Genomic DNA, 26,677 nt, shown 5'->3' with positions numbered 1-26,677 from the left:
GCGTCGGCACTGGCCGGCAGCGCAAGGTCGTCGACTCGACGGGGGCGAACATCTGTTCGGTAAGGTCGCCGGCGTGGCGGTTGAGGCGAGTGTGGCCCGGTTTTCCTACCGGTTGCGTGTCGTCGTCCGCCCGTAGCGCGTTGCTGGTGGAGTGGGACCGCTGCCGGTGGGTGTGGAACCAGTGCGTCGCGCAGTCGCGGGAGACGCATCGGCACAACCGCGAGAATCCGGAAGATCCGCGCACGTGCGGCCCAGCCCAGTTGGACAAACTCCTGACGGGCTGGCGTGCCGGGCATGTGTGGTTGCGGGCGGGGTCGTCGGTTGCGCAGCAGCAGGTCATCCGGGATTTCGGTGCGTCGCGTACCAAGGCGCTCAAGGATGTGCGGGAGCGGGTGCCGCAGCGGTGGCGGGCCGGGATGCCGCGGTTCAAGAAGCGGTCGCCGGCCGAGCCGACGCTCAACTACACCGGCGCGGGTTCCGGTTGCGTGACGGGGTGCTGCACCTGGCGGGCGGGATCGCGGTGAGGCCGGTGTGGTCGCGGGAGTTGCCTGCCGTGCCGTCGTCGGTGCGCGTTTGCCGCGACAGTCTCGGCCACTGGTACTGCTCCTTCGTAGTCCAGACGCAAGTCCAGCCCCTGCCTGCGACCGGCCGGGTGATCGGTGTCGACTCAGAAAGCCGGCCGGCAGGCGGCGAAGATCCAGAAGAAGGTCGCCCGGCGGCGGCAGACGCCGCCCGCAAGTGGGCCAAGCGGGTTGTCCGCGACCATGACGCGCTCGCCGTGGAGGATTTCCGGCCGAAGTTCCTGGCCAAGTCCACGATGGCACGCAAAGCCGCGGACGCCGCGATCGGCGCCACCAAGCGTGGGCTGATTGCGATGGCTCGCAAACACGGCCGCGATCTGCGGCTGGTGGATCCGAAACACACCACGATGGACTGCGCGTCATGCGGTGCGAGAACCAAGCACGCCTTGCCGCTGTCCGAACGCACCTACACCTGCACGTCGTGCGGAGCTGTGTCCCCCAGGGACAAGAACTCCGCGGCGGTGATGCTGGTCCGGGCAGGTTTGAACCCGGAAGGCATAAGACCTGCTCGTCCGCCGGACGAGCAGGCAGCCCGAGCCGAAAATCCCCGACAGCCCGTGCAGGGCGGGAACCCTGTCGTGCCGCGAGGTGCGACGGAATCCCTGCCCTTCAGGGTGGGGAGCATTCAAAGGCTTACTCTGGTGGGGTGAGCAGGTGGACCGGTTCGTGGCTGTCGGGACCGCGCTCGGTGCTGGAGCCGGGCGACGAGTCGAACGACGGGAAGCAGCAGCGCTGGCGCGGCGAGCGGCACGGTTTTCCGGAGAAGGGGCCGGGCTCCATCGCCTCGATCGGGCGGCGCACGCTGGCCATTCTCGTCGACTTCCTCCTGTCCGCGGGCGTCGCGGCCGTGTTCACCCGGCCTGACCTGCCGAAGAACTGGAGCCTGCTGGCCTGGTTCGTCATCACCGTGATCGCGGTGGCCTACTTCGGGTTCACGCCCGGCCACGCGCTGTTCGGGCTGCGGGTCGCGCGCATCGACGGCAAGACGTTCGTCCACCTGCCCCGCGCGCTGCTGCGGACCATCCTCATCTTCCCGCTGATCCCGGCGCTGGTCTGGGACTCAGACGGTCGGTGCCTGCACGACAAGGCCGCGGGCACCGTCGTCATCAAGGTGCGCTGACCTGCGTCGGAACCTGCCGGGCGGCACACCGAACTCACGCTTGAACGCGGTCGCGAAGGCGAACTCGGACGTGTAACCGACCTGGCGCGCGACCGAGGCCAGCGTCTCGTCGCCGTCGCGCAGCAGCCGCGCGCCGGTGCTCAGCCGCCACCAGGTCAGGTACGCCATCGGTGACTGTCCCACCAGCGCGGTGAACCGGCGGGCGAACGCCGTCTTCGACATGCCGACGCGGCCGGCGAGCTCGCTCACGGTCCACGGGTGCGCCGGCTCGCGGTGAACGTGCCGGAGCGCGGTGGCGACGACCGGGTCGCTGAACGCGGCGCACCACCCGGTACCCGGACTGCGTTCGGACTCCTCCTCCAGCCACGCGCGCAGCAAATACACGAGCAGCAGGTCGAGCAACGCGGGCAGAGCGGCTCCCGCACCCGGCCGCGACTCCGCGACGTCCGCGCCGAGCAGGTCGACGGCGGCGCGCAACGCGGGATGCCTGCCTGGCCGGGCGCGCAGGTGCAGCACCTCGGGCAGGGTCCGCAGGAACGGGTGCGCCTGGCCGCGGTCCAGCCGGTACGCGCCGCACACCAGGTGCGTGTCCGCGTCGGGGTCGTCCCCGGCGTGGTCCGTTTCGCGCGCGGGCGGCAGGTCGGCCGTGGTGCGGTCCGGGCGGTCGCTCAGGCCGTGCAGCGCGCCGTGCGGCAGGAAGACCACGTCACCGGTGTCGAGCCGCACCGGTGCGCCGGCCGGTGGGATCAGCCAGCACGAACCCCGCACCACGACGTGGAAGCCCGCGCCGGGGTACGGGCCGAAGCGGTGACCCCACGGACCACTCCAACGCGAGCGCGTGAACTTGGCGCGACCCACGCGCATGGTGGCGATGACATCGGTGAAGACGTCCACCACTTCACCCTAGCCGGGGTCTTTTCGCGTATGTTCGCGGCCGCTTTACACATGGGAAAGACCGTTCGGCGGTTCGTACGGTTGACCGCATGACCGCTTATGTAGTGATCGATCTGAACATCGCCGACGCAGCAGGCTTTCAGGAGTACGTCGACGGAGTGGGGCCACTCATCGAGAAGACGGGTGCCCGCAACCTCATCATCGACGACAAACCGCTCGTGCTCGAGGGCGACTGGTCGCCGCGCACGCTCGTGATCCACGAGTTCGAGAACAAGGAAGCCGTGGAGACGTTCTGGAACTCGCCGGAGTACGCGCCGTACAAGGAGCTGCGGCGGCGGTACTCGACGGTGCAGGTCGTCGTCGGCGAGTCCTGATGCGAAACGGCGCCTGTCCACCGGAAGGGGACAGGCGCCGTTTCGGGAAAGCTGTCAGCGGCGGCGCAGGGTGCGCTGGACGTTGCGCATCTTCGCGCCCTGCGGCATCGGGCCCTTGGGCAGTGCGGCACCACGGCTGGACAGCGCCGCGAGGCGGGTCTCCAGTGCGTCGACCTGGGCGGCCGTGATGTTGCGCGGCAGCTTCATCAGCGTCGACTGCAGCTTCTTCAGCGGCACCTGGCCCTCGCCGGAGCCGATGATGAAGTCGTAGATCGGGGTCTCGCCGATGACGCGCGAGATGCGCTTCTTCTCCTGCGCGAGCAGCGGCTTCACCCGCTGCGGGGCACCCTCGGCGACCAGGACGACGCCGGGCCGGCCGAGCACGCGGTGCACAGCGTCGAGCTGCGTCGTGCCCGCGACGGCAGGCGTCACACGCCAGCGGCCGCGCAGGTTCTCGAGCGCCCACGCGCCGGCGCCCGGCTGGCCGTCGGCCTTGCGGAACACGTTGCTCTGCACGCGGCGGCCGAAGATGATCACGGCCAGCAGCGCGCCGATCGCGACGCCCAGCGGCACGAACATCCAGACCGCTTTGAAGACCAGGCCCAGGACCACGGCGATCGCGGTGACGCCGAGCAGCGCCGCCAGCATCAGCGGAACGAGCGCCTTGTCCTCGCGGCGTTGCATCTTGAACGCCTCGAAGATCTGCTTGCGCCGCTCGCGTGAAGCCGCGCGACGAACCTTCGCCGCTTCCTTGGCCGCCGCCTTGTCCTGCTTACCTGCCATATGCACAGGATACGTGCCAAGAAAAATCGGACACAGCGGTCTCACCAATGAACACGGATCGGCCATCTGCGAGACTGCCGGGCATGGACGCGTTGCTGGAGGGTCTTGATCCGGAACAGCGCGCAGCGGTGGAAGCGCCGCGCGGCCCGGTCTGCGTGCTCGCGGGAGCCGGTACCGGCAAGACCCGCACGATCACCCACCGCATCGCCTACCTGTGCCAACGCGGTCACGTCGCTCCGACGCAGGTCCTCGCCGTCACGTTCACCAAGCGCGCCGCGGGGGAGATGCGCACCCGGCTGCGTTCTCTGGACGTGCACGGCGCACAGGCCGTGACGTTCCACGCCGCCGCGTCACGTCAGTTGCGCTACTTCTGGCCGCGGGTCATCGGCGGTCCGCGCTGGGAGCTGATCGACCAGAAGATCCGCGTCGTCGGCCGCGCGGCGTCCCGGCTGGGTCTGCCCACGGAGGCCGACGCGCTGCGCGACCTCACCGGCGAGATCGAGTGGGCGAAGTCGTCGCTGCTGACGCCGGACGCGTACCCGGCAGCCGCCTCACGCGCGGCGCGTGACATCCCCGCGCCCGCCGAGCAGATCATGAAGCTCTACGCGACGTACGAGCAGCTCAAGAACGAGGCGCAGCTGCTCGACTTCGACGACCTGCTGCTGCACACCGCCGCGGCGCTCGAGGACAACGCGGAGGTCGCGCAGGAGTTCCGTGATCGCTACCGCTGTTTCGTCGTCGACGAGTACCAGGACGTGACGCCGCTGCAGCAGCGCGTGCTCGACGCGTGGCTCGGCGACCGCGACGACCTGACCGTGGTCGGCGACGCGAACCAGACCATCTACTCGTTCGCGGGCGCCTCGCCGCAGCCGCTGCTCAACTTCGCGCGGCGGTTCCCCGAGGCCGTCGTCGTGCGGCTGGAGCGCGACTACCGGTCGACGCCACAGGTCGTGGCGCTGGCCAACGACGTGATCAAGTGGGCGCGTGGCCGTCCGGCGGGCTCGCGGCTGAAGCTCATCGGGCAGCGGCCGGACGGGCCCGCGCCGCGGTTCCACGAGTTCGACGACGAGCCCGCAGAGGCCGACTCGGTCGCGCAGCGCATCAGGACGTTGCTCGACGAGGGCGTCGCGGCCTCCGAGATCGCGATCCTCTACCGCGTCAACGCGCAGTCCGAGGTGTACGAGCAGGCGCTCGCCTCGCACGGCATCCCGTACCTGGTACGCGGGGGCGAGCGGTTCTTCGAGCGGGCCGAGGTGCGCCAGGCCATGATCGCGTTGCGGGCAGCTGGTGATCTCGACGGCAGCCTGCCCGAGGTCGTTCGCTCGGTGCTGGGCCGAGTCGGGCTCACCGACGAACCGCCGACCGGTGGCTCCGCACGCGAACGCTGGGAGTCATTGCTCGCGCTGGTGGAGCTCGCCGAGGAGTTCGTCGCCGCGCTGCCCGGTGCGGACCTGCCGCGGTTCTGCGCGGAGCTGGACATGCGGGCCGAGGCGCAGCACCCGCCGACGGTCGAGGGCGTGACGCTCGCGTCGCTGCACGCGTCGAAGGGTCTGGAGTGGGACGCCGTGTTCCTCGTAGGACTCGTCGAGGGCACGATGCCGATCCAGTACGCCGACAGCGACGAGGCGAAGGTCGAAGAAGAACGCCGCCTTCTCTATGTGGGTGTGACGCGCGCGCGTGAGCACCTCTGGCTGTCGTGGGCGTTGTCGCGCGCGGCGGGTGGACGCAAGTACCGCCGCCGGTCAAGGTTCCTCTACAGCCTTGTGCCCGAGAACCACCCCGCCGCACGCGTATCTGGTGGCGCCGCACGGCCACCTCTGATGAAGAAGGAAAAGCCGACCTGCCGGGTGTGCGCGGCGACCCTGGTCGAAGCGCAGGCCGTCAAGCTCGGACGCTGCAAGTCCTGTCCGTCCGATGTGGACGAAGAGCTGCTCGAGTCGCTGCGTCAGTGGCGTGCGGCGAGGGCGCGGGAGCTGAAGGTGCCCGCGTACGTCGTCTTCACCGACGCGACGCTGATGGCGATCGCGGAGCAGCGACCCACGGATTCGGCCGGACTCGTGGCGATCTCGGGCATCGGCGCGTCGAAGCTTGATAAGTTCGGCGATGACGTGTTGGGCCTGGTCCGAGCCGGTGTCGGGTACTCCGCCACCTGATCGGGACAAGTTTCGTTAAATAGGTTGCACGCCCCAGGTACGGGGTCATAACCTGCTCATGCCGGGTCCGGAGGACCCGTCTGGGGAAGAAGAACTACTACTAGCTCGCAGAGACCTCTGAGGGAGGTGCCGGTTGTGAACAAGATCTTGAGCATCGAATGCACCCTCGGCCTCCCAGTGTCCGAGCGCCTCTGCATGCCCGCCTCAGCTCAGGCCGTCTGGCAGAAGTCTGCCCTCAAGTCGGCGGCACTGCTGGGTCGTGAGCGCGGCACCGGACTGTTCATCGAGCAGCCGATCGTGCGTCCGACCGTTGATGGCGTCCACAACTACACGAATGCGCCGTCCGCGCATCAAGTGAGAAGGCTCCTGCCGACCCCATAGGGGGTCGAAGGACCACCAGGCTCACGAAGGCCGCGGACTCGCACAGAGTCCGCGGCCTTCGTGTTTTTGCAGTACCCCACACAAGGAGAAAACCCTGATGTTGACCGCGACTGTCCCGCTCACCGGCGAGACACTTCCGGACCTCGCGGACGGGCTCGACCTGCCCTGCCGCACCCACAACCCCGACCTCTGGTTCGCTGACGCTCCGGCCGACCTCGAGAAGGCGAAGTCCTTCTGCGGGACCTGCCCGGTGCTCGCGGAGTGCCTCGCCGGCGCGCTCGCTCGTCACGAGCCGTGGGGTGTCTGGGGTGGAGAGATCTTCGAGCGCGGTGTCGTCATCGCGCGGAAGCGGCCGCGTGGCCGTCCGCGCAAGGACGCGGCAGCCGTTGTCACCGCTGACAAGACGGAGGCGGCGGCGTGAACACCGTGACCAACAACAGCGCGATCCCCACCTACCTGAACGAAGGCCTCACTCCCATGTCTCTGAACGAAGAACTCGTGCGAATACGAATACAAGAAGCCCAGAGGTTCGCTGAAGAGCAACGCATGGCGAACCGCCTCGCGTCAGCGCAACGTTGGCGCAGGTTGGCGCGATGGGCCGGTCGCAGAGCGGCTCGCTTCGACCTCTGACAGTCTCGAGCTGAGGCCGTCATCCACGAGAAGGTGGATGGCGGCCTCGGCCGTTCCGCCGTAGCGTTTCGGTTGTGCCGCACCACACTCACGACGGAATCGACTGGTCCGCTCGCCTCCACGCGATGAGGCGCTACGGCTCACTGCAGGCCGAAGCGCTGTCCGCGGTCGCCCGCAGACTCGTGTCCTTGCTGCCCGACTCACCAGTCGTGATGGACGTCGGCTGCGGCGCCGGTTCCATGAGCGTGCCGCTCGTCTCGGCGCTGCGCGAACACGGCGGCGGCGTCCTCGTCCTGGTCGACGCCACGCCCGAACTGCTCGACGCAGCCTGCACCGCGGCGCGTGCCGAGGCGGACGGCGCCGTGTCGGTGAAGCCCGTGCTCGCGGACCTCGCGTCCGAAGACCCGCTGTCCTTCGCCGGCCCGGTCGAGCTCATCTGGGGCTCGCGGGTGATCCACCACCTCCCTGATCAGCTGCGCGGCGTGCGCCGCCTGGTCTCCGCACTCGCGCCCGGCGGCTGGCTGGCCCTCGCCGAAGGTGGGTTGGAGACCCGCTTCCTGCCGTGGGACCTGGGCGTCGGCGAACCAGGCCTGCAGGACCGCCTGGCCGCGGCCCGCGCGGAGTGGTTCGTGTCGATGCGCGAGAACATGTCCGGCTCCGTGCGCCTCCCGGTCGGCTGGAACGTCGCCCTGGCCGACGCGGGCCTGGGCGAGATCAGCGCCTTCAGCTTCGTCGTCGACCACCCGGCCCCCGCCAAGCAACTCGTCCGCGACTGGGCGGTCGACCGTCTGACCTGGCTGACCGAGGTCACCGCGCCGCGCCTGCACGCCGCCGATCGCGACGCGCTGCGCCGGCTGCTCAACCCGTCCGACTCGGAGTACGTCGGTGCTCGCGAGGACGTGTTCCTGCTCGAGACCGACACCGTCCACCTGGGACGACGCCGGTGATCGCGTGCCACAGATGTGGACGGTCGCGTTCCTCCGTTTCCGACCTGGAGTTCCTGGCCTGGTCGTCTGAGCGGACCGGTGGGACGGTCCGGTGGTTGTGTCACGTGTGCGCCAAGACCCACGTGCGGGACATCGAGGGCAAGCTGCCGGACGAGTACTGGCGCTGACGCCGGTTGCCGGATGGCCTGGGGTGCCGGGGCAGGGTCCGGTGGTCTCCGGGTTGGGGTGCTCGGGTTTGTGCTGCTCGGTGAGTGGCTCGTGTTTGCCTCGCGTTCGGTGCGCGCGCTGGCCCAGGGTTGTTGTGTGGGTTGGCGGTGCTCGGGTGTACGCCGCTCGATGCGGTGGCTCGGGCTTGCCCCGCCATCGGGATGACCACGGCTTGTGGCCGGGTTGGGTTGGCGAGGTCGCGCGTGCCTCGGGTTGGGGCGGGCGCGACCTGGTGGCTGGTGGCTCGACGCGGTGCTTGTGCGGTCGGGTCGCCCTTAACTCTTGTCAGGGCCGAGTCCGGCTTGTGGCCGGTTGGGTTGGCGAGGTCGTGCGCGTCTTGGGTCGAGGCATGCGTGACCTGGTGCTTTGTGGCCGGGCGCGGTGGTTGAGCGGTGGGCTCGCGTGCGCCTCGGGTCGGGCGTGAGCACCACTCGTGGCCCGGTCGGTCTGGCGAGATCGCGCGCGACTGGATGCAGCCGCGAACTGTCAGGCCGACTTCCACCCGTGCGGCGAATCCCGAAGCGGATAGAGGTGGCGTAAAGCCTGCCTGACCAGCGCCGTTCCGCGTCGGCAGCCGGCCAGCAGCTCCTCGTGCAGATCAGCCGGTGAGCACAGCCGTGCGTCCACCACGGCGTCGAGGATCTCCACGATGGCGCGCGGGTTCGTCGCTCGGCGTGCGAGGTCCAGGGTCGCGCGGGCCGGGTGCGCGAGCCTCAAGCCGTTGAGTTCTACGACGGTCGGTGGTCGGCTCGTGCGTTCGAACAGAATCCACGGGTGGGCTTTGCGCGTGTTCATTCCTGTGAGCACGTGAATGTGCCGGGGAAGTGGGAGCGAAGCACCTTGGCGGGTCAGCGCGTCGGCACCGGTGATCACCGATGAAGGGCCCGCGAAGGACAGAACCGCGTGGAGGCGGTCGAGTCGAGTCGGCGGTGAAGGCTTTTGCAGGACTACGCCGGGCAGCACCTGTTGCCAGGGGCCCGCCGGGGTGCAGTGGCGCAGGATCTCGCGCGGGGAGAGGCCGGATTCGCGCAGGTCAGCTGTGGTTGCGATGGGGGTCATGCGGTCTATCGTGGCGCACGCGGAGGGCGTCAAAAGGGGCGAGAAGTCAACCTGTGGACAACTTGGCGCAGGTTCACTCGGACGAGTTAGTCGTCGAATCCCGGCTGCCACCGCGCCACGATTTCGCGTGCGGTCACATGGGCGTCCAATTGGCAGAGGATGCCCGTCGCGCCCAATGTCACGCGGTGAATCAGCAGGTATTGCGGTGGCAGGTTGAGGGACCGGCCCGTTTGTGAGTCCGGGCTGCGCAGGTCGCCGACGCGTTCTGCCTGCGACTGCAGCCAGCGGCGGGTGAAGTGGAACGACTCGGTGCGCAGCGGTTCCACGAACGGGGCCAGGTAGCCGAGGACGTCGTCGCCGTGCAGGACCATGCCCTCGCGGATGAAGTTCTCGGTGCGCAGGAGCTCGACCAGGTCGTGGGAGCGGCCGTCCAGGGCCAGCCTGGTCATCAGGCCCAGCGTCTTGGGCAGGCCGTCTGGCAGGCGGGCCACGGCGCCGAAGTCGATCACGCGCAGGCGGCCGTCGTCGCCCAGCATGAAGTTGCCTGGGTGCGGGTCGGCGTGCAGCAGACCCGAGCGCGACGGGGCGGAGAAGTGGAACTCGGCGAGGAGCTGGCCGGCGAGATCGCGGTCGGCGACCGAGCCTTCGCGGATGATCGTCGAGAGCGGCGTGCCCGTCGTCCACTCGGTCACCATGACCTTGGGTGCGGAGGCTACGACGCGCGGGACCAGCACGTGCGGGTCGTTTTCGAAGGCCTTGGCGAACGTGCGCTGGTTGGCGGCCTCGTCGCGGTAGTCGAGCTCCTCCAGGTACCGGTCGCGCAGCTCCTCCAGCAGGGGGCGCACGTCGGTGCCCGGCATGAGCGCCTGCAGCAGCCGGGAGAACCGGAGCAGCTGCTTCAGGTCGGCGCGCAGGGCCTCGTCGGCGCCGGGGTACTGGACCTTCACCGCCACGTCGCGGCCGTCGTGCCACACCGCGCGGTGCACCTGGCCGATGGACGCCGATGCGGCCGGGTCGTCGTCAAAGGACTGGAAGCGCTTCGTCCAGGACGCGCCGAGCTGTTCGGCGAGCACCCGGTGCGTGGTGCGGGCGGGCATCGGCGGGGCCGCGGTCTGCAGCTTGGTCAGGGCCTCGCGGTACGGGGCCGCGAGCTCGTCAGGGACCGCCGCCTCGAAGACGCTCAGCGCCTGACCGAACTTCATCGCGCCGCCCTTGAGCTGGCCGAGCACCGCGAAGACCTGCTCAGCCGTCTTGGCCGTCACCTCGGCGTTGACCTCGTCGGCCGCGCGTCCGGTCAGTCGCTTCCCCCAGCCACCGACAACCCTGCCGGCCACCCCGAGCGGGAGGCTCGCCAGCTTGGCGGTGCGCTGCACGGCCTTGCGCGGAATCTCGGTCACTCGGCCATGTTATGTGCGGAGCACTGACAGTCAGGGTGCGGATACCAGCTTCGCCTCTCAGCAACTCCCGCCACCAGATCGAGCTCGACAGTGGCGTTCAACACGGGTGGCGGTGCCAGGTCGCGGCCCCGGACGTAGATCAACGACTCCAGGATCTGCACCACGGCCAGCGCCGCCGTGCCCGTCGCGAACAGCACGTCGGTGGAGGCCGGTTTGCCGGCGAGCTGTGCCGCGATGGCGGGCCAGGCCGGGTCCTGGTCGGTGCGGTGCAGGTCGGCGCAGTTCAAGCAACTCGTGCGGCCGGGCAGCACGAGCGGCCCGACGATGCCCACGCCCTCACGCACGCGCACGGCCAGATGCGGTGTGCGGGACGCCATCAGCGAGCTGACGAGTGCCGGATCGGGGACGAGCGTCGCGGCAAGCACCACCAGATCGGCGTTGTGGGCGAGCCGGACGCCGGATTCAGCTAGAAGCGAAGTAATTGAAAGTGCAAGGTGTCCGCCGCCGTCGACGGCGGCCGTCGCGCCCTTCGTCGGAGGGCCCGTGTCGAGCAGACCGGCCTCTTCGAGCGAGGTGAGCACTTCACCCAGCTGGGCGGGGTCCTCGCCGCGTTCTTTCAGTCTTTCGCCCAGTTCAGCGACGGTGTGGCGGCCGTCCAGGGTGAGGAGTGCGTCGACCAGGGCTTCGGGCAGCGAGTCGATCACCACCGCGTGCTTCGGGTCGACGCCGACCTGCACGACGCCGGGGCCGCGGCGCACCACGGCGAGTCCTGCACGCACGCGAGGTCTTGTGTCCACATGGGAAGACTGGCAGGGGGTGAGACCCCCTGCCAGCGGAAACGTCAAACCTTGGCCTTGCCGAGGATCCGCGTCATCTTCGTTCCGCAGACTGGGCAGGTGCCCTTCGCCATGCGCCGGCCGTTGGTCTCCTCGACCTTGCCGTCGAAGTCACGCTTCTCCCGACACTTGACGCAGTAGCCGTTGTACTTCTCGGCCACAGCCCCTCCCTTGCAGTTGTGAGTGCGGACACACTCGGGGACCTTGGCGCGACGGTACCTGGGCCAGGCCACGAAACGGCGCATGTTCCCCCGCGCGTGTCCAGCCGCCGTTCGGTGGAACTTCACCCGCCGGGTGCGCGGCTGCCGCCGGTTGGGGGCGGAAAATTGTCGGTGGCGCCGTTTACGGTGACTCCATGGCCGAACCGCGGGTGGAGGTGCGGCGGAGCCCCCGGCGCCGCCGCATGGTCAGCGCGTACCGGGAGGGCGACACCGTCGTCGTTCTTCTGCCGGCACGGATGACCAAGGGGGAAGAGAAGCACTGGGTGGCGGAGATGTTGAGCCGCCTCCAGCGCAGCGAGACGCGCAGGAAGTCCCCTGCGCGGACGTCGGACGAGGCCCTGGTGGCGCGGTGCACCGAGTTGTCGGCGCGCTACCTCGACTCGCTCGCCGACCCCGTCAGCGTGCGCTGGGTGCCGCCCATGCGCACGCGCTGGGCGTCGTGCACGCCGAGTGAGGGCACCATCAGGGTGTCCGAGCGGCTGCGCGACGTGCCGCCGTGGGTGCTCGACTATGTGCTGGTGCACGAGCTCGCGCACCTGCTGGTGCCCGGCCACGGCAAGGACTTCTGGGAGTGGGTCCACCGCTACCCGAAGACCGATCGGGCCATGGGGTACCTGGAAGGCCTCTCAGCCGCCGCAGGCTGGGGCATTTCGGAGGATTAGCAACCGCAGAACGCGAAAACGCCCGGTGAGGGTGTACTCACCGGGCGTTTCGCATGCTCAGAGGCAGATCAGCTCTCCTCGGGCTGATCTCCGCCGTTGCCTTCGCGCATCGTGCGCTCCAGCTCGGCGATCGGGTCCTCGAGGGCCTTGCGGGTATTGGCCAGGCGCTCGGCGAACTCCAGCGGGTCGTCCAGGTCCTCGGCCGTCGGAATGAGCTCGGCGTGGTCCCACACGCTGTCGCGCACCTCGACGCCGTGCTGGTCGCCGACGAGCTTCCACAGCGCCGAGGCCGCACGCAGGCGGCGCGGACGCAGTTCGAGGCCCACGAGCGTGGCGAACGTCTGCTCCGCCGGGCCACCCGAGGCGCGGCGGCGGCGCAGGGTCTCGCGCAGGGCCGGGGCGCCGGGCAGGCGGTCGGCCACCGCGGCGTCGACCACCACGTCCACCCAGCCCTCGACGAGGGCCAGCAGCGTCTCCAGCCGGGTCAGCGCCGCCTTCTGCTCCGGGGTGGTCTGCGGTTCGAGCATGCCGGAGCTCATGGCCTCCTCGATGGAGGCCGGGTTCGACGGGTCGATCTGGCCGGCGAGCTGCTCCAGCGCGGACGTGTCGACCTTGATGCCCTTGGCGAACTCCTCGACGGTGTCGAGCAGGCGCTGCCGCAGCCACGGCACGTGCGTGAAGAGGCGCTGGTGAGCGGCCTCGCGGGCGGCGAGGAACACCATCACCTCGGACGCCGGGCGCTCCAGGCCCTCGGTGAACTTCTCGATGTTCGCTGGTAGCAGAGCCGCCGTGCCCTCAGGGCCGAGCGGCAGGCCGACGTCGGTCGAGGTGAGGACCTCGGCGCCGAGCTGCGCCAGAGCGTTGCCGAGCTGCGAGCCGAACGCCATGCCGCCCATCTGGCCGAGCATCGACAGCAGCGGGCCGGCCGCCTGCTTCGCCTCGGCGGGCATCGCCTCGACCCACGCGCTGGACATGCGCTGCGCGACCGGGTCGCACAGGCGCTGCCAGGTGGGGATGGTCCGCTCCACCCAGTCGCGTGCGGTCCAGGCCTGGGTCGTGCGGGTACCGGCGGGCAGGGACGTGACAGGGTCGAGCCACATCTCGGCCAGGTGCACGGCGTCGGTGACCGCGCTCGACTGGTCGGCGGCGAACCCGATGGTGGTCGTCGAGGACGACAGCTGCTGGAACGCGATCTGCTTGGCGAGGTCGTAGTTCACCGGCCCGCTCGACGATCCTGCGCTGCTCAGCATCGCGCCCAGCTGGCTCAGCATGTTGCCCAGCTGGCTGAAGTCGAACGGGTTGTCTCCCGGCTTCCCGCTCTTGTCGTCGGGGTCGTGCGGGCTGAACCCGAACGGCACGTCACTCATGCCTCTACCGTACGCGGATCCACATGGTCGTACGCTGTTCAGCCGTGAGTGAAACCGTCACGACCGCACCCGCTCCAGCGCCCCCGCCCAGGGAGCGCGGACTGACCCGCCGGACGTGGACGCTGATCATCAGCTTCCTAGTGGTGGCGGCACTCGGACTGCTCGGCGGTTTCGCCAGAGTCCCGTACGTCGCGCTGGGCCCCGGCCCCACCTACGACGTGCTCGGCAAGGTCAAGGACACCGACGTCGTATCGGTCGACGGCCAGAACACGTTCCCCACCAGCGGAACACTGCGCATGACGACGGTCTCGCTCACCGACGACGTGTCCCTTTTCGGCGCCCTCGGCCTGTGGCTGTCGGGTCGCTACGCCCTCGCGCCGCGCGAGGAGTTCTTCAAGCCCGGCGAGTCGGAGGAGGAGGTGCAGCGCAACAACGAGCTCGCGTTCAGCGAGTCCCAGACCTCCGCGGAGGTCGCCGCACTGCACTACCTCGGCTATCCGGGCAAGGTGATCGCGAACCAGGTCACCAAGGGCAGCCCCGCGGAGAACGTCATCCCGCTCGGTGCCCGCATCATCTCGGTCAACGGCAAGCAGGTGCAGAGCTCGGCCGACGTGAGCTCCGCCCTGGAGAACACCAAGCCGGGCGACCGCATCGAGGTGGCGTTCGAGAAGGACGGCACCTCGAAGTCGACCCAGATCACCCTCGGCACCCGCGAGGACGGCCGCCCCGCCGGCTTCATCGGCATTTCGCCGGTCGACCGCGCGGACGTGCCGTTCAAGATCAAGATCAGCCTGTCCGACGTCGGCGGCCCGTCCGCCGGTCTGATCTTCGCGCTGGCGATCGTCGACAAGCTGACGCCGGGCGAGCTCAACGGCGGCAAGGCCATCGCGGGCACCGGCGAGATCACCGGTGACGGCACGGTGAAGCCGATCGGCGGCATCGCGTTCAAGATGGTCGCGGCGAAGGAGGCGGGCGCCACGGCGTTCCTCGTGCCGTCGGCCAACTGCACGGACGCGAAGCAGCAGGCTCCCGAGGGGCTCAAGCTGATCAAGGTCGAGAACCTCAAGGACGCGGTGTCGTCGCTGGAAGCGCTGAACAAGGGCGAGTCGACGCCGAGCTGCTGACCGGTCAGCCGGTGCCGGCCACTGCCGACGGCCATCCGTCCAGGTAGGCGAACTGGCGCAGGTAGCGCTCGCACCGGCGGCCGAAGTTCCGGCCGCGGTCTGGGAGCCTCGTGCGGCAGCGCTCTGGGCGTGCTCGCCGACCGTCACGGCATGCTGCTCGGCATCTTCAGGCGATGGTCGTCAACGGGTGTGGGCCTGTCGTCGGCACGAGGCTGGCTGACGGCCTGTTGGTCCGCCGCAGGCGCGAGCGCGTGCTTTCGCAGGCGTACCCCCGGTCTGGCAGGGTGTCGGCAAAGCCGTGTCCGGCTGACTGATGGCGTCTGCAACGACTCCGTTGGCGAATCCTGACCGTGCGACGAGGCCGCCAATTCGAGGAAGCCGTGGAAACGCTCTTATGTGCTGGCCGCACCAGGTTGGTTGTAGAAAAGTGCCGATGACATCGTTGTCAGAACACCTCAACTACAGCCAACTTGCCTGTTCACGTCCGTGAGAGCGCGACCATCAGGTTGGCGAACCGGCTCCGGCCCTGCTTCCGGCAGCCGCTCCCGGCTTCGCCCACGGCGTCTGCAAGTACCACCAACTCAAGATCAACCAGCACTTTTCCACCGCCAACTCGCGGTGCATCGGCCGCACCGGCGCACCGAAGGTCCGCCAGAGGACGAACCAGTTGGGTGTAGCTGGCGGCGATTCGATCAGGAGTTGGTGGTACTTGCAGACGCCAAGCCCAGCAGGGCGACTTTGCCGGGGCCTGCCCCGAGCTGGGAACCTCTGGATCTCAACGTACTCAATGGGTCCGACAAGATCGACTGAGCTCGCCGGCCTGTCCAAGTCGCGGGCCGGCGCACCCCTGGACGGCGGCTGTCCGCTGCCCGCGAACACGCGAGATCACAACCCAGGCGCGAGCACGTGCCGGGGCTGTGCCAGCCTGGGGGTGTGACGACTAGGGTCGCAGCGTGGCGAGCAGGGCGTCGGTGAGGTTGGGCGCCAGCTCGGGGTGCTCGACGACCTCCTCCGGCACGTCGACCGTTCCGCGCAGCCGCAGCACGCAGGAGACCGAGCCGTCGCGCAGCACCGCCGCCACGAGGCGCGCCTCGCGGCGGGCCGGGTGTTCGGCGGCGAACCTGCGGGCCGCCTCGTCGTCCAGTTCGCCGTGGTGGAGCTCGGTTTCCGCCTCCGGGGGCAGCACGACGATCTCCTGGGCCAGCGCGCAGCCCGTCACGGCCGGGGGCCACTCGATGCCCGCCAGCGCGTCACCCAGGTCGCCTTCCAGCGCGTCCTGGGCGATCGGGGTCAGCGGGGACGACTCCGGGTCGAGCTGGTCGCGCAGCTCCGGTTGCTGGGCGATCAGGTCGGAGGTCGCGACGAGGGCGAAGAGCTGCGGGGGCTGCTCCCAGCCACCTGCCGCTACGAACTCCTCTACCTCGCGGGCGACCGTCGGGAGGATGACCGCTGGCGTTTCACTCGCTGACACGCATGTCATCGTAAGACCGCCGACTTCACGGGAACCCAGGGCGTCGTCCGTAGAGTTGGACTAAACGTACGTATTGAAATTCCGCGATCCAGGAGCGTGCCTCGTGGCCACACGGCCTCCAGTCGGACTGCCGAAACTGTCCCGACGCAGCCGAATCCTGCTCATCGTCGGTGTTGTGCTCCTGTTCGGTCTCATTATGGGATCGCGGCTGCTCGACACCTACGTGAACTGGCTGTGGTTCGGCGAGGTGAATTTCCGCAACGTCTACAGCACAGTGCTGCTCACCAGGCTGGGGCTGTTCGTGGCCGCAGGGGTCGTGGTCGGCGGCATCGTCGCGCTGAACCTGTGGCTCGCGTACCGGTCGCGGCCGGTGTTCGTGCCGGTGTCGGGGCCGGACGACCCGGTGGCCCGCTACCGCACGGTCGTGATGCGGCGGATGCGGTTGTTCGCGATCGGCATCCCCGTGTTCGTCGGGTTGATCGCGGGCGCGTCGGCGCAGGCGGACTGGCAGCAGATCCAGCTGTTCCTGAACGGTCAGCCGTTCGGGGTGACGGATCCGCAGTTCGGGCACGACATCGGCTTCTACGCGTTCCAGCTGCCGTTCTACGAGTGGCTGCTGTCGTGGCTGTTCATCACGACCGCGGTGTCGTTCATCGGCGCGGTGATCGCCCACTACCTCTTCGGCGGGATCCGGCTGGCCGGTCGCGGCGGTCAGCTCTCCGGGCCCGCGCGGTTGCACCTCGCGCTCGTCGCCGGCACGTTCGTGCTGCTGAAGGCCGTCGCGTACTTCTTCGACCGGTACGAGTTGTTGCTGCACGAGAACGAGAAGTTCGTCGGCGCGAGCTACACCGACCTCAACGCGGTGCTGCCGGCCAAGCTGATCCTGCTGTGCATCGCCGTGTTCTGCGCCGTCGCCTTCTTCGCGGGCGCGTTCATGCGCAACGTGCAGCTGCCCGCGATCGCGACCGTGCTGCTGGTGCTGTCGAGCGTGCTCGTCGGTGCCGCGTGGCCCGCCGTGCTTGAGCAGTTCTCGGTGAAGCCGAACGCCATCCAGAAGGAAGCCGAGTCGATCAAGCGGAACATCGCGGCGACGCGGCAGTCGTTCGGGCTGACGGAAGACAAGGTCGAGACGAAGCCCTACGAGGGCAAGCAGACCGTCAGCAACGACCAGATCAAGAACAACGACACGGCGACGCTGGGCAACATCCGCCTGCTCGACCCGGCCGTGCTCTCGCGGACCTTCACGCAGTTCACCCAGCTGCGGCCGTTCTACGGGTTCCCGAACAAGCTCGACGTCGACCGGTACACAGTGGACGGCAAGCTGCGCGACTACATCGTGGCGGCGCGTGAGCTGAAGCTCGACAGCCTGCCGCAGGGCCAGCGCGACTGGATCAACCAGCACCTCATCTACACGCACGGCAACGGTTTCGTCTACGCCGAGGCCAACAAGGTCAACGCGGTGGCCGACCAGACCAACGGCGGTTACCCCGAGTTCAAGACCGGTGAGGTCGCGCCGGACGGCACGATCCGCAACGCCGAGAACGGCATCAAGGTCAACCAGCCGCGCACGTACTACGGCGAGCTGTTCGGCACCAACGACTACTCGATCGTCGGTGGGCGGCCGCAGGGTTCGGCGGCGGAGTACGACACCGACGCGAAGTCCTACACCTACACCGGTTCCGGCGGTGTGCCGATCGGCAGCCTGTTCAACAAGCTCGCGTTCGCGGCCTACTACGGCGAACGGAACATCCTCTTCAACCAGTCGATCGCGGACGAGTCGAAGATCCTGTTCAAGCGCACGCCGCGCGACCGCGTGCAGGCCGTCGCACCGTGGCTCACGGTGGACAGCGACCCGTACCCGGCCGTGGTCAACGGCCGCATCACGTGGATCGTCGACGGCTACACCACGCTCGAGAACTACCCGTACGCGCAGCGCACGCCGCTGGGCGACGCCACGAACGACTCGCTCACCGCGGACGGCGTGGTGGTCTCGCAGGTCAACAAGCCCATCAACTACATCCGCAACTCGGTCAAGGCCACTGTGGACGCCTACGACGGCACCGTGAGCCTGTACGCGATCGACGACAAGGACCCGGTGCTCAAGGCGTGGATGGGCGTCTTCCCGGGCACGGTCAAGCCGGGCAGCGAGATCTCCGACGAGCTGCGCCAGCACTTCCGCTACCCCGAGGACCTGTTCAAGGTGCAGCGGCAGATCCTGGCGAAGTACCACGTCTCGTCGCCGTCGGACTTCTACTCCGGTGTCGCCTACTGGGCGGCGGCGCAGGACCCGACGATCGACAACGTGACGACGGCGGACGCCCAGCGCGACGCGGCGAGCAAGCGCAGGGACGCCCAGCCGCCGTTCTACGTGCTCGCCGGTGACCCGACCGACGCGAGCAAGGTCCGCTTCCAGCTGACCAGCCCGCTGGTCCGCGAGAACCGGGAGTTCATGGCGGCCTACGTCTCGGTGGGATCCGATCCGGACAACTACGGGAAGATCAGCGTGCTGCAGCTGACGCAGGACGCCAAAGGCCCGCAGCAGATCCAGACCCAGTTCCTCACCTCCGACAACGTGAGCCGTGAGCTCAACCTGCTGGCACAGCAGAAGACGACGGTCGTGTACGGCAACCTGCTCACACTTCCCGTGGGCGGTGCGCTGCTCTACGTCGAACCCGTGTACATCGAGCGGGCGTCGAACAACACGTCGTACCCGCAGCTCTCGAAGGTCCTCGTCTGGTACGGCGACCGGGTCGGGTACGCGTCCACGTTGAACGAGGCGCTGGACCAGGTGCTGAGCGGTGCTGGCGCGGTCGTGCCTCCGCCGAGCAACAACAACGGCAACGGCCAGCCCTCGACGCAGCCGTCGACGACGCCGCCGACCAACGGGGCGCTGAGCCCCGACCTGCAGAAGGCGATCAACGACATCGACGCGGCGCTGGCCGACATCAAGAAGGCCCAGCAGAGCGGCAACTTCTCCGACCTCGGCCAGGCGTACGCGCGCCTGGACGACGCGACGAAGCGGTTCAAGCAGTACAACACCGGGGCACCCAGCGCGCCGTCGACGGGCCAGTCGTCGGTCGCTCCCTCGCCCACGCCGTCAGGCTGACCACCCGATTTGCATTCAGCGCTCCACCCCGCGTAAGGTTCTATTCATACCGACGCGGGGTGGAGCAGCTCGGTAGCTCGCTGGGCTCATAACCCAGAGGTCGCAGGTTCAAATCCTGTCCCCGCTACAAAGTTGGGAAAGTCCCGTCCGCAAAGAGCGCGGACGGGACTTTTTCGCATTTCACATTGGGGGCGGAGCCCCCAAACCCCGCCCTGGGGGCGAGCCCCCAGACCCCCAGCCGCCTCGCCTTCGGCTTCGGCGGCATCCATCCGGCGGCCTGGCCGCTGCCATGGCGTTGACCTGTGACGACGCCGGTTCGTGAGGGCGCTGACCTGCGGGTACGGCGTTCGAGGGGGGTGGTGAAAAAGGGGTTCGTAGAGGGTGTATAGTTCTACTTACAACAGTAAGACAAGCTAGAAGCGGCGCGGGGTGGAGCAGCTCGGTAGCTCGCTGGGCTCATAACCCAGAGGTCGCAGGTTCAAATCCTGTCCCCGCTACTAGACAGAAGGCCGGAGCCATCAGGCTCCGGCCTTCTGCTTATTCCCGATCAGCGCGAACAGCGCCGCCGGTGTGTTTCAGGTCATGTTCTCCGCCCAGTACTGGGCGCACAGCATGCTGGAGCAGATCCGGCCCTCGCCGTGGACCCTGCGGGTCTTGCGGATCTGCTTGCCGCACACCATGCACTCGTCCTTGCCGGCCTGCTCCGGGATGCCTCCGGTCATCCACGCCACCGTGTGCGCCGCCACCTTCTTGTGGTCCAGCCACTTGATGTTCATCGTCCCCGACCTCCGTGGTCTCGCTCAGCCCTGCCTGACGGTGATCATTTTCCTGGTTGTGCGGGCGCGGGAAAGGGCTGTGCGCGGACGTCACCGGGTCAGGCTATGAAGCCCCCACCTCCGCCCGGTCGGGTGGCTCCGGCCGGTGAGAGTCGTACCGCCGATCGAGTGAGATCGGGTGACTTTCGTTTCTGCCAAAGGACTTTTCCATCCGGGATGGACACGGACGGTCAAGCGGCCAAACGCGTGAGGTGCGAAAACTGCCGCTTACTCAGCGAGACTTTTCGTTGCTCCGCATGGCCCAACAGGCTAGCCCGGTGATCAGCCACTGTGGACAGAACGGCTGACCATTGTGGACAGCTTCCCCCAGACGTGGGAACGTTGTCGTTGTGTCAGACCTGAATGCGACCGCAGCCGCCCTGCTCGGGCTGCTGCACGACGGACCCAAGACCGGTGGCCAGTTGGTGGCGGAGGCAGGAGACCGCTTCGGCGCGTTCTTCAGCGTGACCCGCAGCCAGGTGTACCGCGAGCTGCCCGCGCTGGCCGATCAGGGCCTGCTGCGACTCGGCAAGCAAGGACCGCGGTCCAGCCAGCAGTACGTGCTCACCGCGGCGGGCAAGAAGGCCTTCAAGAACTGGCTGCTGTCCGAGCCTGGCCCGGACCACCTCCGCAGCCCGCTCATCCTGCGCCTCGTGCACGCCGGCTCGCTGACCGCGAAGCAGCGCGAGTCGCTGATCACGACCGCGCGCACGACGTACGGTCAGGAGCAGGAGAGCGCGAAGAGCGCGGCGAAGACCGCTGAGGACCCCTACGCCAAGGCGGTGGCCGAGTTCGGCCTGGCCCACGCGAAGGCCGTTCTCAAGCTGCTCGACGCGATTCCGACCGCGTAGAAGAGAGCGCCAGCGAGCACCGGTCGCGACTGACGACCGGTGCTGGCGTAATCTTTTGCCGTGAACCCGGACGTCGAAGCAGACATCAAGGACCTCTCCGCCACCCTTTCCAGCATCGAGGCGGTGATGGACCTCGATGCCCTGCGCGCCCAGGTCGCGGACTTGGAGGAGCAGGCAGCGCGTCCTGACCTCTGGGACGACCAGGAGAAGGCGCAGCAGGTCACCAGCCAGCTCTCCCACAAGCAGGGTGAGCTGCGTCGCGTCACCGGCCTGCGCGAGCGCCTCGACGACCTCCCGCTGCTCTACGAGCTCGCGGAGGAGGCCGAGGACGCCGACGCCCAGGCCGACGCCGACAACGACCGGGCGAAGCTGCGCGAGGAGATCGCGAGCCTCGAGGTCCGCACGCTGCTGTCCGGCGAGTACGACGAGCGCAACGCTCTCGTCACCATCCGCGCCGAGGCCGGTGGCGTCGACGCCGCGGACTTCGCCGAGATGCTGCTGCGCATGTACTCGCGCTGGGCCGAGCGGCACGGCTACGGCATCGACGTGTTCGACACGTCCTACGCGGAAGAGGCGGGCATCAAGTCCGCGACGTTCCGCGTCACCGCCCCGTACGCCTATGGCACGCTGAGCGTCGAGCAGGGCACGCACCGTCTCGTGCGCATCTCGCCGTTCGACAACCAGGGCCGCCGCCAGACGTCGTTCGCCGGCGTCGAGGTCGTGCCCGTCGTCGAGCAGACCGACCACGTCGAGATCGACGAGAAGGACCTGCGCGTCGACGTCTACCGCTCGTCCGGCCCCGGCGGCCAGGGCGTCAACACGACCGACTCGGCGGTGCGCCTCACGCACATCCCGACCGGCATCGTGGTGTCCTGCCAGAACGAGCGCTCGCAGCTGCAGAACAAGGCCACGGCCATGAACGTCCTGCAGGCCAAGCTGCTCGAGCGGCGCAGGCAGGAGGAGCAGGCGAAGCTGGACGCGCTCAAGGACTCCGGCTCCAGCTGGGGCAACCAGATGCGGTCCTACGTGCTGCACCCGTACCAGATGGTCAAGGACCTGCGGAACAACCACGAGGTGGGCAACCCGTCGGCGGTGCTCGACGGCGAGATCGACGACTTCCTCGAGGCGGGCATCCGGTGGAGGAAGCAGTCCCAGAGCTGACCGTCAGGACGCCGGGGGAGTTCCGCGGCCTCTGCTTCGAGGCCGCGCGCCGCACCGGCGGTCACGTGGCGCGGTGGTCCGTCCCGAAGGTCACGCCGAACTACCACGAGGTGCACCTCGAGCACGCCGACCACCGCGGCACGATCGTCGTGTTGTGGACGGCGGAGGGTGACGTGGCGCTCACGGCTTCGGTCGAACCGCTGCCGCCGATCGAGTTCGTGGACGACGCGGCGCTCATGGCTGTGCTTGCGGAGTTGTCGAGCGACATCAGGGTGTGGGCCAAGGCCGAGCTGGAGAAGCCGTTCAAAGCGGCGGACTGGCCGGACCTCGACCCCCGTGACGTGCGCTACTGGCGTCCGGAACGGGTCGGCGACGTGCTCTTCAACTGGTGGGACTGAAGCCCCCTTCCGGTGCTCGAAGTTAACCGGAACGGGGGCTTTACCCCGGCCATGAGTAGACTCGCGCCTCGTGATTCGCCTCGAACACGTTTCCAAGGTCTACAAGACCTCCACGCGTCCCGCGCTCGACGACGTGTCCGTCGAGGTGGACAAGGGTGAGTTCGTGTTCCTGATCGGGCCCTCCGGGTCCGGTAAGTCGACGTTCTTGCGCCTGCTGCTGCGCGAAGAGGTGCCGACTCGGGGACGCGTCTACGTGTCCAACTTCGACGTCGCCAAGATGTCGCGGCGCAGGGTCCCCCGCCTGCGTCAGTCCATCGGCTGCGTGTTCCAGGACTTCCGCCTGCTGCCGACGAAGACGGTCGCCGAGAACGTGGCCTTCGCCCTGGAGGTCATCGGCAAGCCCCGCAACACCATCGTCAAGGTGGTGCCGGAGGTGCTGCAGCTGGTGGGCCTCGACGGCAAGGAGGACCGGTTCCCGACCGAGCTGTCCGGTGGTGAGCAGCAGCGTGTCGCGATCGCCCGTGCGTTCGTGAACCGCCCGCTGGTGCTGATCGCCGACGAGCCGACCGGAAACCTGGACCCCGACACGAGCCAGGACATCATGTTGCTGCTGGAGCGGATCAACCGCACCGGCACGACGGTCATCATGGCCACTCACGACCACGGCATCGTCGACTCGATGCGCCGCCGTGTGGTGGAGCTGGCGTTCGGCAAGGTCGTCCGTGATGACGCGCGCGGCGTTTACGGCGTTGGCCGCTAAGCGCTCCTAACCCCCGACCCCCAAGGAACCCCGCCCCCGATGCGTACCAGCTTCGTGTTCAGCGAGGTCGTCACCGGACTTCGCCGGAACGTCACGATGACGATCGCGATGATCCTCACGACCGCCATCTCGCTCGGGCTGCTCGGCGGTGGCCTGCTCGTCGTCCGCATGGTCGACAAGATGCAGGCCAACTACGCGGGCAAGCTCGAGGTCTCCGTGCTGCTGACCAACGACGTCAGCGCCAACGACAAGGACTGCACCCAGCAGCCGTGCGCGGGTCTGCGTTCCCAGCTCGAGCAGACCTCCGGCGTCGAGACAGTGGTGTTCCAGAACCGCGACGAGGGCTTCGAGCGCTTCAAGCGGATCTTCGAGGCGCAGCCGGAGCTGCTCAAGCTCGCGCGTCCGGAGGCGATCCCCGCCACCTTCCGCGTGAAGCTGGAGGACCCGGACCGCACCGACGTCATCAAGCAGGCCTTCGAGGGCAAGCCGGGCGTGAAGGGCGTCGACGACCAGGGCAAGTTCCTCGAGCGGTTCTTCGAGGGCCTGAACGGTCTGCGCGACGTCGCCCTGATCCTCGCGCTCATCCAGGCGTTCGCCGCGTTGCTGCTGATCTCGAACACCATCCAGGTGTCGGCGTTCACCCGCCGCGTCGAGGTCGGCATCATGCGCCTGGTCGGCGCGACCCGGTGGTACACGCAGCTGCCGTTCCTCATCGAGGCGGTCGTCGCGGGCATCATCGGCGCGGTCTCCGCAGTTGCCGGCCTGGTGCTGTTCAAGGCGTTCTTCCTCGACCGGATCACCAGAAACCTGACCGAGTCGGGCATCATCCCGCCGATCGGGTACCTGGACATCCTGTTCGTGTCGCCGTGGCTGTTCCTCGTCGCGATCGTCATCTCGGCCACCACCGGCTACGTGACACTGCGTCTCTACGTGCGGCTTTAACGGTTTTACCGACCACGTAAAGTTGTCGTCATGGTCAAGGAACGCGGGCAGAAGGCCATCGCGTCGAACCGCAAGGCTCGGCACGACTGGACCATTCTGGACACCTATGAGGCGGGCATTCAGCTCGTCGGCACCGAGGTGAAGAGCCTGCGCATGGGACGGGCGTCCCTCGTGGACGCCTTCGCCCAGGTCGACGACGGCGAGATCTGGTTGCACGCGCTGCACATCCCGGAGTACGTCGCGGGGACGTGGACGAACCACGACGTCCGGCGCAAGCGCAAGCTCTTGCTGCACAAGCACGAGATCGAGCGGCTGATCGGCAAGACCAAGGAGTCCGGTCTGTCGCTCATCCCGCTGCAGATGTACTTCAAGGACGGCTACGTCAAGGTCGAGATCGCCCTCGCGAAGGGCAAGAAGGCCTACGACAAGCGTCAGGACATCGCCAAGCGGGATGCCAACCGGGAGATCGCGCGGGCGCACGGCCGGGCGCTGAAGGGCCGTTACTGACCCTGCTTCAGCTGTCGAGGTAGGCGAGCACCGCCCGCACGCGGCGGTGCTCGGAGTTCGACGGCTCCAGGCCGAGCTTCGCGAAGATGTTGCCCACGTGCTTCTCCACGGCGCCGTCCGACACCACGAGAGTGGCGGCGATGGCGGTGTTGGACAGTCCCTGCGCCATCAGCCCGAGCACCTCGCGTTCGCGGGGCGTCAACGAGTCGACGGGGCTCTTCTTGCTGCGCACCATGAGCTGCGTGATCACCTCGTGGTCGATGCTCGTGCCGCCGTCGGCGACCCTGCGCACCGCGTCGACGAACTCCTTCACGTCGGCTACCCGCTCCTTGAGCAGGTAGCCGACCCCGCTGGCGCCACCCGCGAGGAGTTCCACGGCGTAGCGCTCCTCGACGTACTGCGACAGCACCAGCACCGGCAGGCCCGGATAGCGGCGGCGGCACTCGATGGCGGCTCGCAGGCCCTCGTCGGTGAACGTCGGGGGCATCCGCACGTCCACGACGCACAGGTCCGGCCTGTGCTCGGTCACGGCGTCGAGCAGCCCGTCGCCGTTCTCCACGGCCGCGACGGTTTCGATGCCCTCGTCGGCGAGCAACCGCTGCACGCCCTCCCTCAGCAGCACCGAGTCCTCAGCGATCACCACGCGCACGGCAACTCCGCTCGAATCACGGTCGGCCCGCCGGGCGGGCTGACGACGACAACCACACCGTCGATCGTGGCAGCCCGGTCGGCCAGCCCGGCGAGCCCTCCGCCCGGCCTCAGCTCGGCGCCGCCCTGACCGTTGTCGGTGACCTCGACCAGCACCCCCGTCTCGACCCGGTTGACCTTCACGGTCGCCCTGGTGGCGTTGGAGTGCTTGGTGATGTTCGTGAGCGCCTCGCCGACGGTGAAGTACGCGGCGCTCTCCACCGCTGTCGGCGGCCGCGGCTCCACGTCGACGGTCAGCTCGACCTCGATCGGCACGCGCGCGGCCAGCGCCGAGAGCGCGGCGTCGAGCCCGCGGTCGCCGAGCACCGACGGGTAGATGCCCCGTGCCAGGTCGCGCAGTTCCTTGATGGCGAGCTTCGCGTCCGCGTGCGCCTCGGCGATGAGCGCCGCCGCAGCCTCCGGATCGGAGTCCAATTTGGACTTCGCCCGCCCGAGACCCATCGCCACCGCGACGAGCCGCTGCTGCGCCCCGTCGTGCAGGTCGCGCTCGATCCGCCGGCGCTCCGCCTCGGCCGCCTCGACACCTCGCGCCCGGCTCGACTGCAGCCGCTCCGCCTCGATCGCCAGCTGGTCGGCGCGCGTCGGCCCGAGCATCGCGCGGGCGAACCTGCCGTGCAGCGCACCCAGCCACCTCGTGCCCCACAGCGCGAACGGCACCAGCACCAGCCCGACCGCCGCGACCGGCAACGCCGAATAGAACGAGTCGATCGTCCAGAACTCGCCCACGATCACCGCGAACGGCGCGTCGTCGATCCAGAACGGCACGCCCACGAACGCGGCCACGACCGACCATATGGTGATGAACGACGCGAGCTCCAACGCACCCACCGGCACGAGCAGCGCAAGGTAACCGAGATCGCGCCAGGTGGCGGGGTCGGTGAACTGGTGCTTCCACTTCTCGAGTGGCGAACCCTCGATCTTCGGCCGGTACGGCTTGGGGATGTCTGTGCGCAACGCCACACGCACCCATGCCCGCTCCACCGACGCGCCCGCACGCGCGGTGTTCATCGCGAGCCACAGAATCGGGAAACCGACCCAGAGCAGAGCCGTCGCGAACCCGACCGCCGTGAGCACGAAGGTGAGGGTGAACCAGAAGATGCCGGTCACCAGATGGGTCAGCAGGTAGAACCCGGCTGCGAGCGCGTTCGGTTTCCTCATGCCGTCCATCGTGGCGTTCCCGCTGGTCAGGGACCATCTGGCTAGCCATGCGGTCCGGGGTGGG

At 68.4% G+C, this 26,677-nt stretch carries 29 protein-coding genes and 2 tRNA genes; 20 read left to right on the top strand and 11 right to left on the bottom strand.

Annotated elements, in window-relative coordinates:
• Positions 1 to 116: 116 nt before the first annotated feature.
• From JOD27_RS24310 to JOD27_RS24300, 3 genes are read left to right on the top strand one after another with little or no spacing between them, the layout of a single operon-like run.
• A complete protein-coding gene (locus tag JOD27_RS24310; RefSeq protein ID WP_204764536.1) occupies positions 117 to 524 on the top strand; it encodes a hypothetical protein in 408 nt (135 codons plus the stop codon).
• Entirely contained in the window at positions 494 to 1,231 is a 738-nt protein-coding gene (locus tag JOD27_RS24305) for an RNA-guided endonuclease InsQ/TnpB family protein (protein WP_204764535.1), read from the top strand. Before JOD27_RS24310 ends, JOD27_RS24305 begins: the two co-directional genes overlap by 31 nt.
• A complete protein-coding gene (locus JOD27_RS24300; protein ID WP_204764534.1) occupies positions 1,228 to 1,701 on the top strand; it encodes an RDD family protein in 474 nt (157 codons plus the stop codon). Before JOD27_RS24305 ends, JOD27_RS24300 begins: the two co-directional genes overlap by 4 nt.
• Here JOD27_RS24300 and JOD27_RS46770 read toward each other — a convergent pair.
• A complete protein-coding gene (locus JOD27_RS46770; RefSeq protein WP_204764533.1) occupies positions 1,642 to 2,595 on the bottom strand; it encodes an AraC family transcriptional regulator in 954 nt (317 codons plus the stop codon). The genes JOD27_RS24300 and JOD27_RS46770 overlap by 60 nt on opposite strands.
• An 89-nt stretch (positions 2,596 to 2,684) precedes the next feature.
• Here JOD27_RS46770 and JOD27_RS24290 point away from each other — a divergent pair, with 89 nt between their 5' ends.
• Entirely contained in the window at positions 2,685 to 2,969 is a 285-nt protein-coding gene (locus JOD27_RS24290) for a DUF1330 domain-containing protein (protein WP_204764532.1), read from the top strand.
• Between the two features lie 54 nt (positions 2,970 to 3,023).
• Here JOD27_RS24290 and JOD27_RS24285 read toward each other — a convergent pair whose 3' ends face one another.
• Entirely contained in the window at positions 3,024 to 3,752 is a 729-nt protein-coding gene (locus JOD27_RS24285) for a DUF4191 domain-containing protein (RefSeq protein WP_204764531.1), read from the bottom strand.
• Positions 3,753 to 3,835: 83 nt separating this feature from the next.
• On the opposite strand from JOD27_RS24285, the gene JOD27_RS24280 reads away from it, so the two are divergent.
• The 5 genes from JOD27_RS24280 (at position 3,836) to JOD27_RS24260 (ending at position 8,030) form a co-directional block, all read left to right on the top strand.
• Positions 3,836 to 5,905, top strand: a complete 2,070-nt coding sequence (locus tag JOD27_RS24280) for an ATP-dependent DNA helicase UvrD2 (RefSeq protein ID WP_204764530.1) — start codon at positions 3,836 to 3,838, stop codon at positions 5,903 to 5,905.
• 135 nt (positions 5,906 to 6,040) lie between these two features.
• Positions 6,041 to 6,286: a hypothetical protein gene (locus JOD27_RS24275; protein ID WP_204764529.1), complete on the top strand. Its 246-nt coding sequence runs from the start codon at positions 6,041 to 6,043 to the stop codon at positions 6,284 to 6,286.
• Between the two features lie 97 nt (positions 6,287 to 6,383).
• Positions 6,384 to 6,707 (top strand): WhiB family transcriptional regulator, encoded by a 324-nt coding sequence (locus JOD27_RS24270; protein WP_112266263.1) that lies wholly within the window; start codon positions 6,384 to 6,386, stop codon positions 6,705 to 6,707.
• Positions 6,708 to 7,041: 334 nt separating this feature from the next.
• Positions 7,042 to 7,863: a class I SAM-dependent methyltransferase gene (locus JOD27_RS24265; protein WP_204764528.1), complete on the top strand. Its 822-nt coding sequence runs from the start codon at positions 7,042 to 7,044 to the stop codon at positions 7,861 to 7,863.
• Entirely contained in the window at positions 7,860 to 8,030 is a 171-nt protein-coding gene (locus tag JOD27_RS24260) for a hypothetical protein (protein WP_204764527.1), read from the top strand. The genes JOD27_RS24265 and JOD27_RS24260 overlap by 4 nt, the downstream gene beginning before the upstream one ends.
• Positions 8,031 to 8,556: 526 nt before the next feature.
• On the opposite strand, the gene JOD27_RS24255 is transcribed toward JOD27_RS24260, so the two are convergent.
• The 4 genes from JOD27_RS24255 to JOD27_RS24240 all read right to left on the bottom strand — a co-directional run bounded on the left by JOD27_RS24255 (position 8,557) and on the right by JOD27_RS24240 (position 11,523).
• Positions 8,557 to 9,129 (bottom strand): hypothetical protein, encoded by a 573-nt coding sequence (locus JOD27_RS24255; RefSeq protein ID WP_204764526.1) that lies wholly within the window; start codon positions 9,127 to 9,129, stop codon positions 8,557 to 8,559.
• Positions 9,130 to 9,215: 86 nt separating this feature from the next.
• Positions 9,216 to 10,526: an ABC1 kinase family protein gene (locus JOD27_RS24250; RefSeq protein ID WP_204764525.1), complete on the bottom strand. Its 1,311-nt coding sequence runs from the start codon at positions 10,524 to 10,526 to the stop codon at positions 9,216 to 9,218.
• Positions 10,523 to 11,305, bottom strand: coding sequence for a hypothetical protein (locus JOD27_RS24245; protein WP_307830302.1), 783 nt, complete (start codon positions 11,303 to 11,305; stop codon positions 10,523 to 10,525). Before JOD27_RS24245 ends, JOD27_RS24250 begins: the two co-directional genes overlap by 4 nt.
• Before the next feature lie 62 nt (positions 11,306 to 11,367).
• A complete protein-coding gene (locus JOD27_RS24240) occupies positions 11,368 to 11,523 on the bottom strand; it encodes a DUF5679 domain-containing protein (RefSeq protein ID WP_169774275.1) in 156 nt (51 codons plus the stop codon).
• Between the two features lie 194 nt (positions 11,524 to 11,717).
• On the opposite strand from JOD27_RS24240, the gene JOD27_RS24235 reads away from it, so the two are divergent.
• Positions 11,718 to 12,245 carry a M48 metallopeptidase family protein gene (locus tag JOD27_RS24235; RefSeq protein ID WP_204764523.1) on the top strand — a complete coding sequence of 176 codons (528 nt, stop codon included), beginning with the start codon at positions 11,718 to 11,720 and terminating at the stop codon, positions 12,243 to 12,245.
• A gap of 68 nt (positions 12,246 to 12,313) precedes the next feature.
• Here the strand turns inward: JOD27_RS24235 and JOD27_RS24230 are convergent, their stop codons facing one another.
• Positions 12,314 to 13,612 carry a zinc-dependent metalloprotease gene (locus JOD27_RS24230; RefSeq protein ID WP_204764522.1) on the bottom strand — a complete coding sequence of 433 codons (1,299 nt, stop codon included), beginning with the start codon at positions 13,610 to 13,612 and terminating at the stop codon, positions 12,314 to 12,316.
• 44 nt (positions 13,613 to 13,656) lie between these two features.
• Between JOD27_RS24230 and JOD27_RS24225 the strand changes: the two genes are divergently transcribed.
• Positions 13,657 to 14,736, top strand: a complete 1,080-nt coding sequence (locus JOD27_RS24225) for a YlbL family protein (RefSeq protein ID WP_307830301.1) — start codon at positions 13,657 to 13,659, stop codon at positions 14,734 to 14,736.
• A gap of 940 nt (positions 14,737 to 15,676) precedes the next feature.
• Here JOD27_RS24225 and JOD27_RS24220 read toward each other — a convergent pair.
• Positions 15,677 to 16,216 (bottom strand): PPA1309 family protein, encoded by a 540-nt coding sequence (locus tag JOD27_RS24220; protein WP_204764521.1) that lies wholly within the window; start codon positions 16,214 to 16,216, stop codon positions 15,677 to 15,679.
• A 94-nt stretch (positions 16,217 to 16,310) separates the two neighbouring features.
• Between JOD27_RS24220 and JOD27_RS24215 the strand changes: the two genes are divergently transcribed.
• From JOD27_RS24215 to JOD27_RS24205, 3 genes are all read left to right on the top strand, one after another.
• Positions 16,311 to 19,313: a UPF0182 family protein gene (locus tag JOD27_RS24215; protein WP_204764520.1), complete on the top strand. Its 3,003-nt coding sequence runs from the start codon at positions 16,311 to 16,313 to the stop codon at positions 19,311 to 19,313.
• A gap of 53 nt (positions 19,314 to 19,366) precedes the next feature.
• Positions 19,367 to 19,440: transfer RNA gene (locus JOD27_RS24210), tRNA-Met, on the top strand.
• A gap of 296 nt (positions 19,441 to 19,736) precedes the next feature.
• Positions 19,737 to 19,810 (top strand) — tRNA-Met (locus tag JOD27_RS24205).
• A 78-nt stretch (positions 19,811 to 19,888) separates the two neighbouring features.
• Here JOD27_RS24205 and JOD27_RS24200 read toward each other — a convergent pair.
• Complete coding sequence (locus JOD27_RS24200; RefSeq protein ID WP_204764519.1) at positions 19,889 to 20,089, bottom strand: hypothetical protein; 201 nt, start codon at positions 20,087 to 20,089, stop codon at positions 19,889 to 19,891.
• Between the two features lie 389 nt (positions 20,090 to 20,478).
• Here JOD27_RS24200 and JOD27_RS24195 point away from each other — a divergent pair, with 389 nt between their 5' ends.
• From JOD27_RS24195 to smpB, 6 genes are all read left to right on the top strand, one after another.
• A complete protein-coding gene (locus JOD27_RS24195; protein ID WP_089921819.1) occupies positions 20,479 to 20,979 on the top strand; it encodes a PadR family transcriptional regulator in 501 nt (166 codons plus the stop codon).
• Positions 20,980 to 21,039: 60 nt separating this feature from the next.
• Positions 21,040 to 22,140 (top strand): peptide chain release factor 2, encoded by a 1,101-nt coding sequence (gene prfB / locus JOD27_RS24190; RefSeq protein WP_204764518.1) that lies wholly within the window; start codon positions 21,040 to 21,042, stop codon positions 22,138 to 22,140.
• Entirely contained in the window at positions 22,116 to 22,538 is a 423-nt protein-coding gene (locus tag JOD27_RS24185) for a hypothetical protein (protein WP_204764517.1), read from the top strand. Before prfB ends, JOD27_RS24185 begins: the two co-directional genes overlap by 25 nt.
• Before the next feature lie 70 nt (positions 22,539 to 22,608).
• Complete coding sequence (ftsE, locus tag JOD27_RS24180) at positions 22,609 to 23,298, top strand: cell division ATP-binding protein FtsE (RefSeq protein ID WP_109639783.1); 690 nt, start codon at positions 22,609 to 22,611, stop codon at positions 23,296 to 23,298.
• A 39-nt stretch (positions 23,299 to 23,337) separates the two neighbouring features.
• Positions 23,338 to 24,240, top strand: coding sequence for a permease-like cell division protein FtsX (ftsX, locus tag JOD27_RS24175; RefSeq protein ID WP_204764516.1), 903 nt, complete (start codon positions 23,338 to 23,340; stop codon positions 24,238 to 24,240).
• A gap of 30 nt (positions 24,241 to 24,270) precedes the next feature.
• On the top strand, positions 24,271 to 24,747 hold the full coding sequence (smpB, locus tag JOD27_RS24170; protein ID WP_204764515.1) for an SsrA-binding protein SmpB: 477 nt from the start codon (positions 24,271 to 24,273) through the stop codon (positions 24,745 to 24,747).
• A 7-nt stretch (positions 24,748 to 24,754) separates the two neighbouring features.
• Here smpB and JOD27_RS24165 read toward each other — a convergent pair whose 3' ends face one another.
• Together JOD27_RS24165 and JOD27_RS24160 are read right to left on the bottom strand one after the other, a co-directional pair.
• Entirely contained in the window at positions 24,755 to 25,396 is a 642-nt protein-coding gene (locus JOD27_RS24165) for a response regulator transcription factor (RefSeq protein ID WP_189255776.1), read from the bottom strand.
• Complete coding sequence (locus tag JOD27_RS24160) at positions 25,384 to 26,622, bottom strand: sensor histidine kinase (RefSeq protein WP_372441721.1); 1,239 nt, start codon at positions 26,620 to 26,622, stop codon at positions 25,384 to 25,386. Before JOD27_RS24160 ends, JOD27_RS24165 begins: the two co-directional genes overlap by 13 nt.
• Positions 26,623 to 26,677 lie beyond the last annotated feature (55 nt).

It is taken from the genome of Lentzea nigeriaca (assembly GCF_016907955.1).
Classification (GTDB): domain Bacteria; phylum Actinomycetota; class Actinomycetes; order Mycobacteriales; family Pseudonocardiaceae; genus Lentzea; species Lentzea nigeriaca.
Note: the sequence above shows the minus strand (reverse complement) of the source record. Positions and strands in the feature narration are given on the sequence as shown.

What these genes read in the sequence shown, in the direction of transcription:
- JOD27_RS24290 (WP_204764532.1), top strand. Translation starts at nt 2,685, where the DNA reads ATGACCGCTTATGTAGTGATCGATCTGAACATCGCCGACGCAGCAGGC.
- JOD27_RS24285 (WP_204764531.1), bottom strand. Translation starts at nt 3,752, where the DNA reads ATGGCAGGTAAGCAGGACAAGGCGGCGGCCAAGGAAGCGGCGAAGGTT.
- JOD27_RS24280 (WP_204764530.1), top strand. Translation starts at nt 3,836, where the DNA reads ATGGACGCGTTGCTGGAGGGTCTTGATCCGGAACAGCGCGCAGCGGTG.
- JOD27_RS24270 (WP_112266263.1), top strand. Translation starts at nt 6,384, where the DNA reads ATGTTGACCGCGACTGTCCCGCTCACCGGCGAGACACTTCCGGACCTC.
- JOD27_RS24265 (WP_204764528.1), top strand. Translation starts at nt 7,042, where the DNA reads ATGAGGCGCTACGGCTCACTGCAGGCCGAAGCGCTGTCCGCGGTCGCC.
- JOD27_RS24255 (WP_204764526.1), bottom strand. Translation starts at nt 9,129, where the DNA reads ATGACCCCCATCGCAACCACAGCTGACCTGCGCGAATCCGGCCTCTCC.
- JOD27_RS24235 (WP_204764523.1), top strand. Translation starts at nt 11,718, where the DNA reads ATGGCCGAACCGCGGGTGGAGGTGCGGCGGAGCCCCCGGCGCCGCCGC.
- JOD27_RS24230 (WP_204764522.1), bottom strand. Translation starts at nt 13,612, where the DNA reads ATGAGTGACGTGCCGTTCGGGTTCAGCCCGCACGACCCCGACGACAAG.
- JOD27_RS24220 (WP_204764521.1), bottom strand. Translation starts at nt 16,216, where the DNA reads ATGACATGCGTGTCAGCGAGTGAAACGCCAGCGGTCATCCTCCCGACG.
- JOD27_RS24200 (WP_204764519.1), bottom strand. Translation starts at nt 20,089, where the DNA reads ATGAACATCAAGTGGCTGGACCACAAGAAGGTGGCGGCGCACACGGTG.
- ftsX (WP_204764516.1), top strand. Translation starts at nt 23,338, where the DNA reads ATGCGTACCAGCTTCGTGTTCAGCGAGGTCGTCACCGGACTTCGCCGG.
- smpB (WP_204764515.1), top strand. Translation starts at nt 24,271, where the DNA reads ATGGTCAAGGAACGCGGGCAGAAGGCCATCGCGTCGAACCGCAAGGCT.
- JOD27_RS24160 (WP_372441721.1), bottom strand. Translation starts at nt 26,622, where the DNA reads ATGGACGGCATGAGGAAACCGAACGCGCTCGCAGCCGGGTTCTACCTG.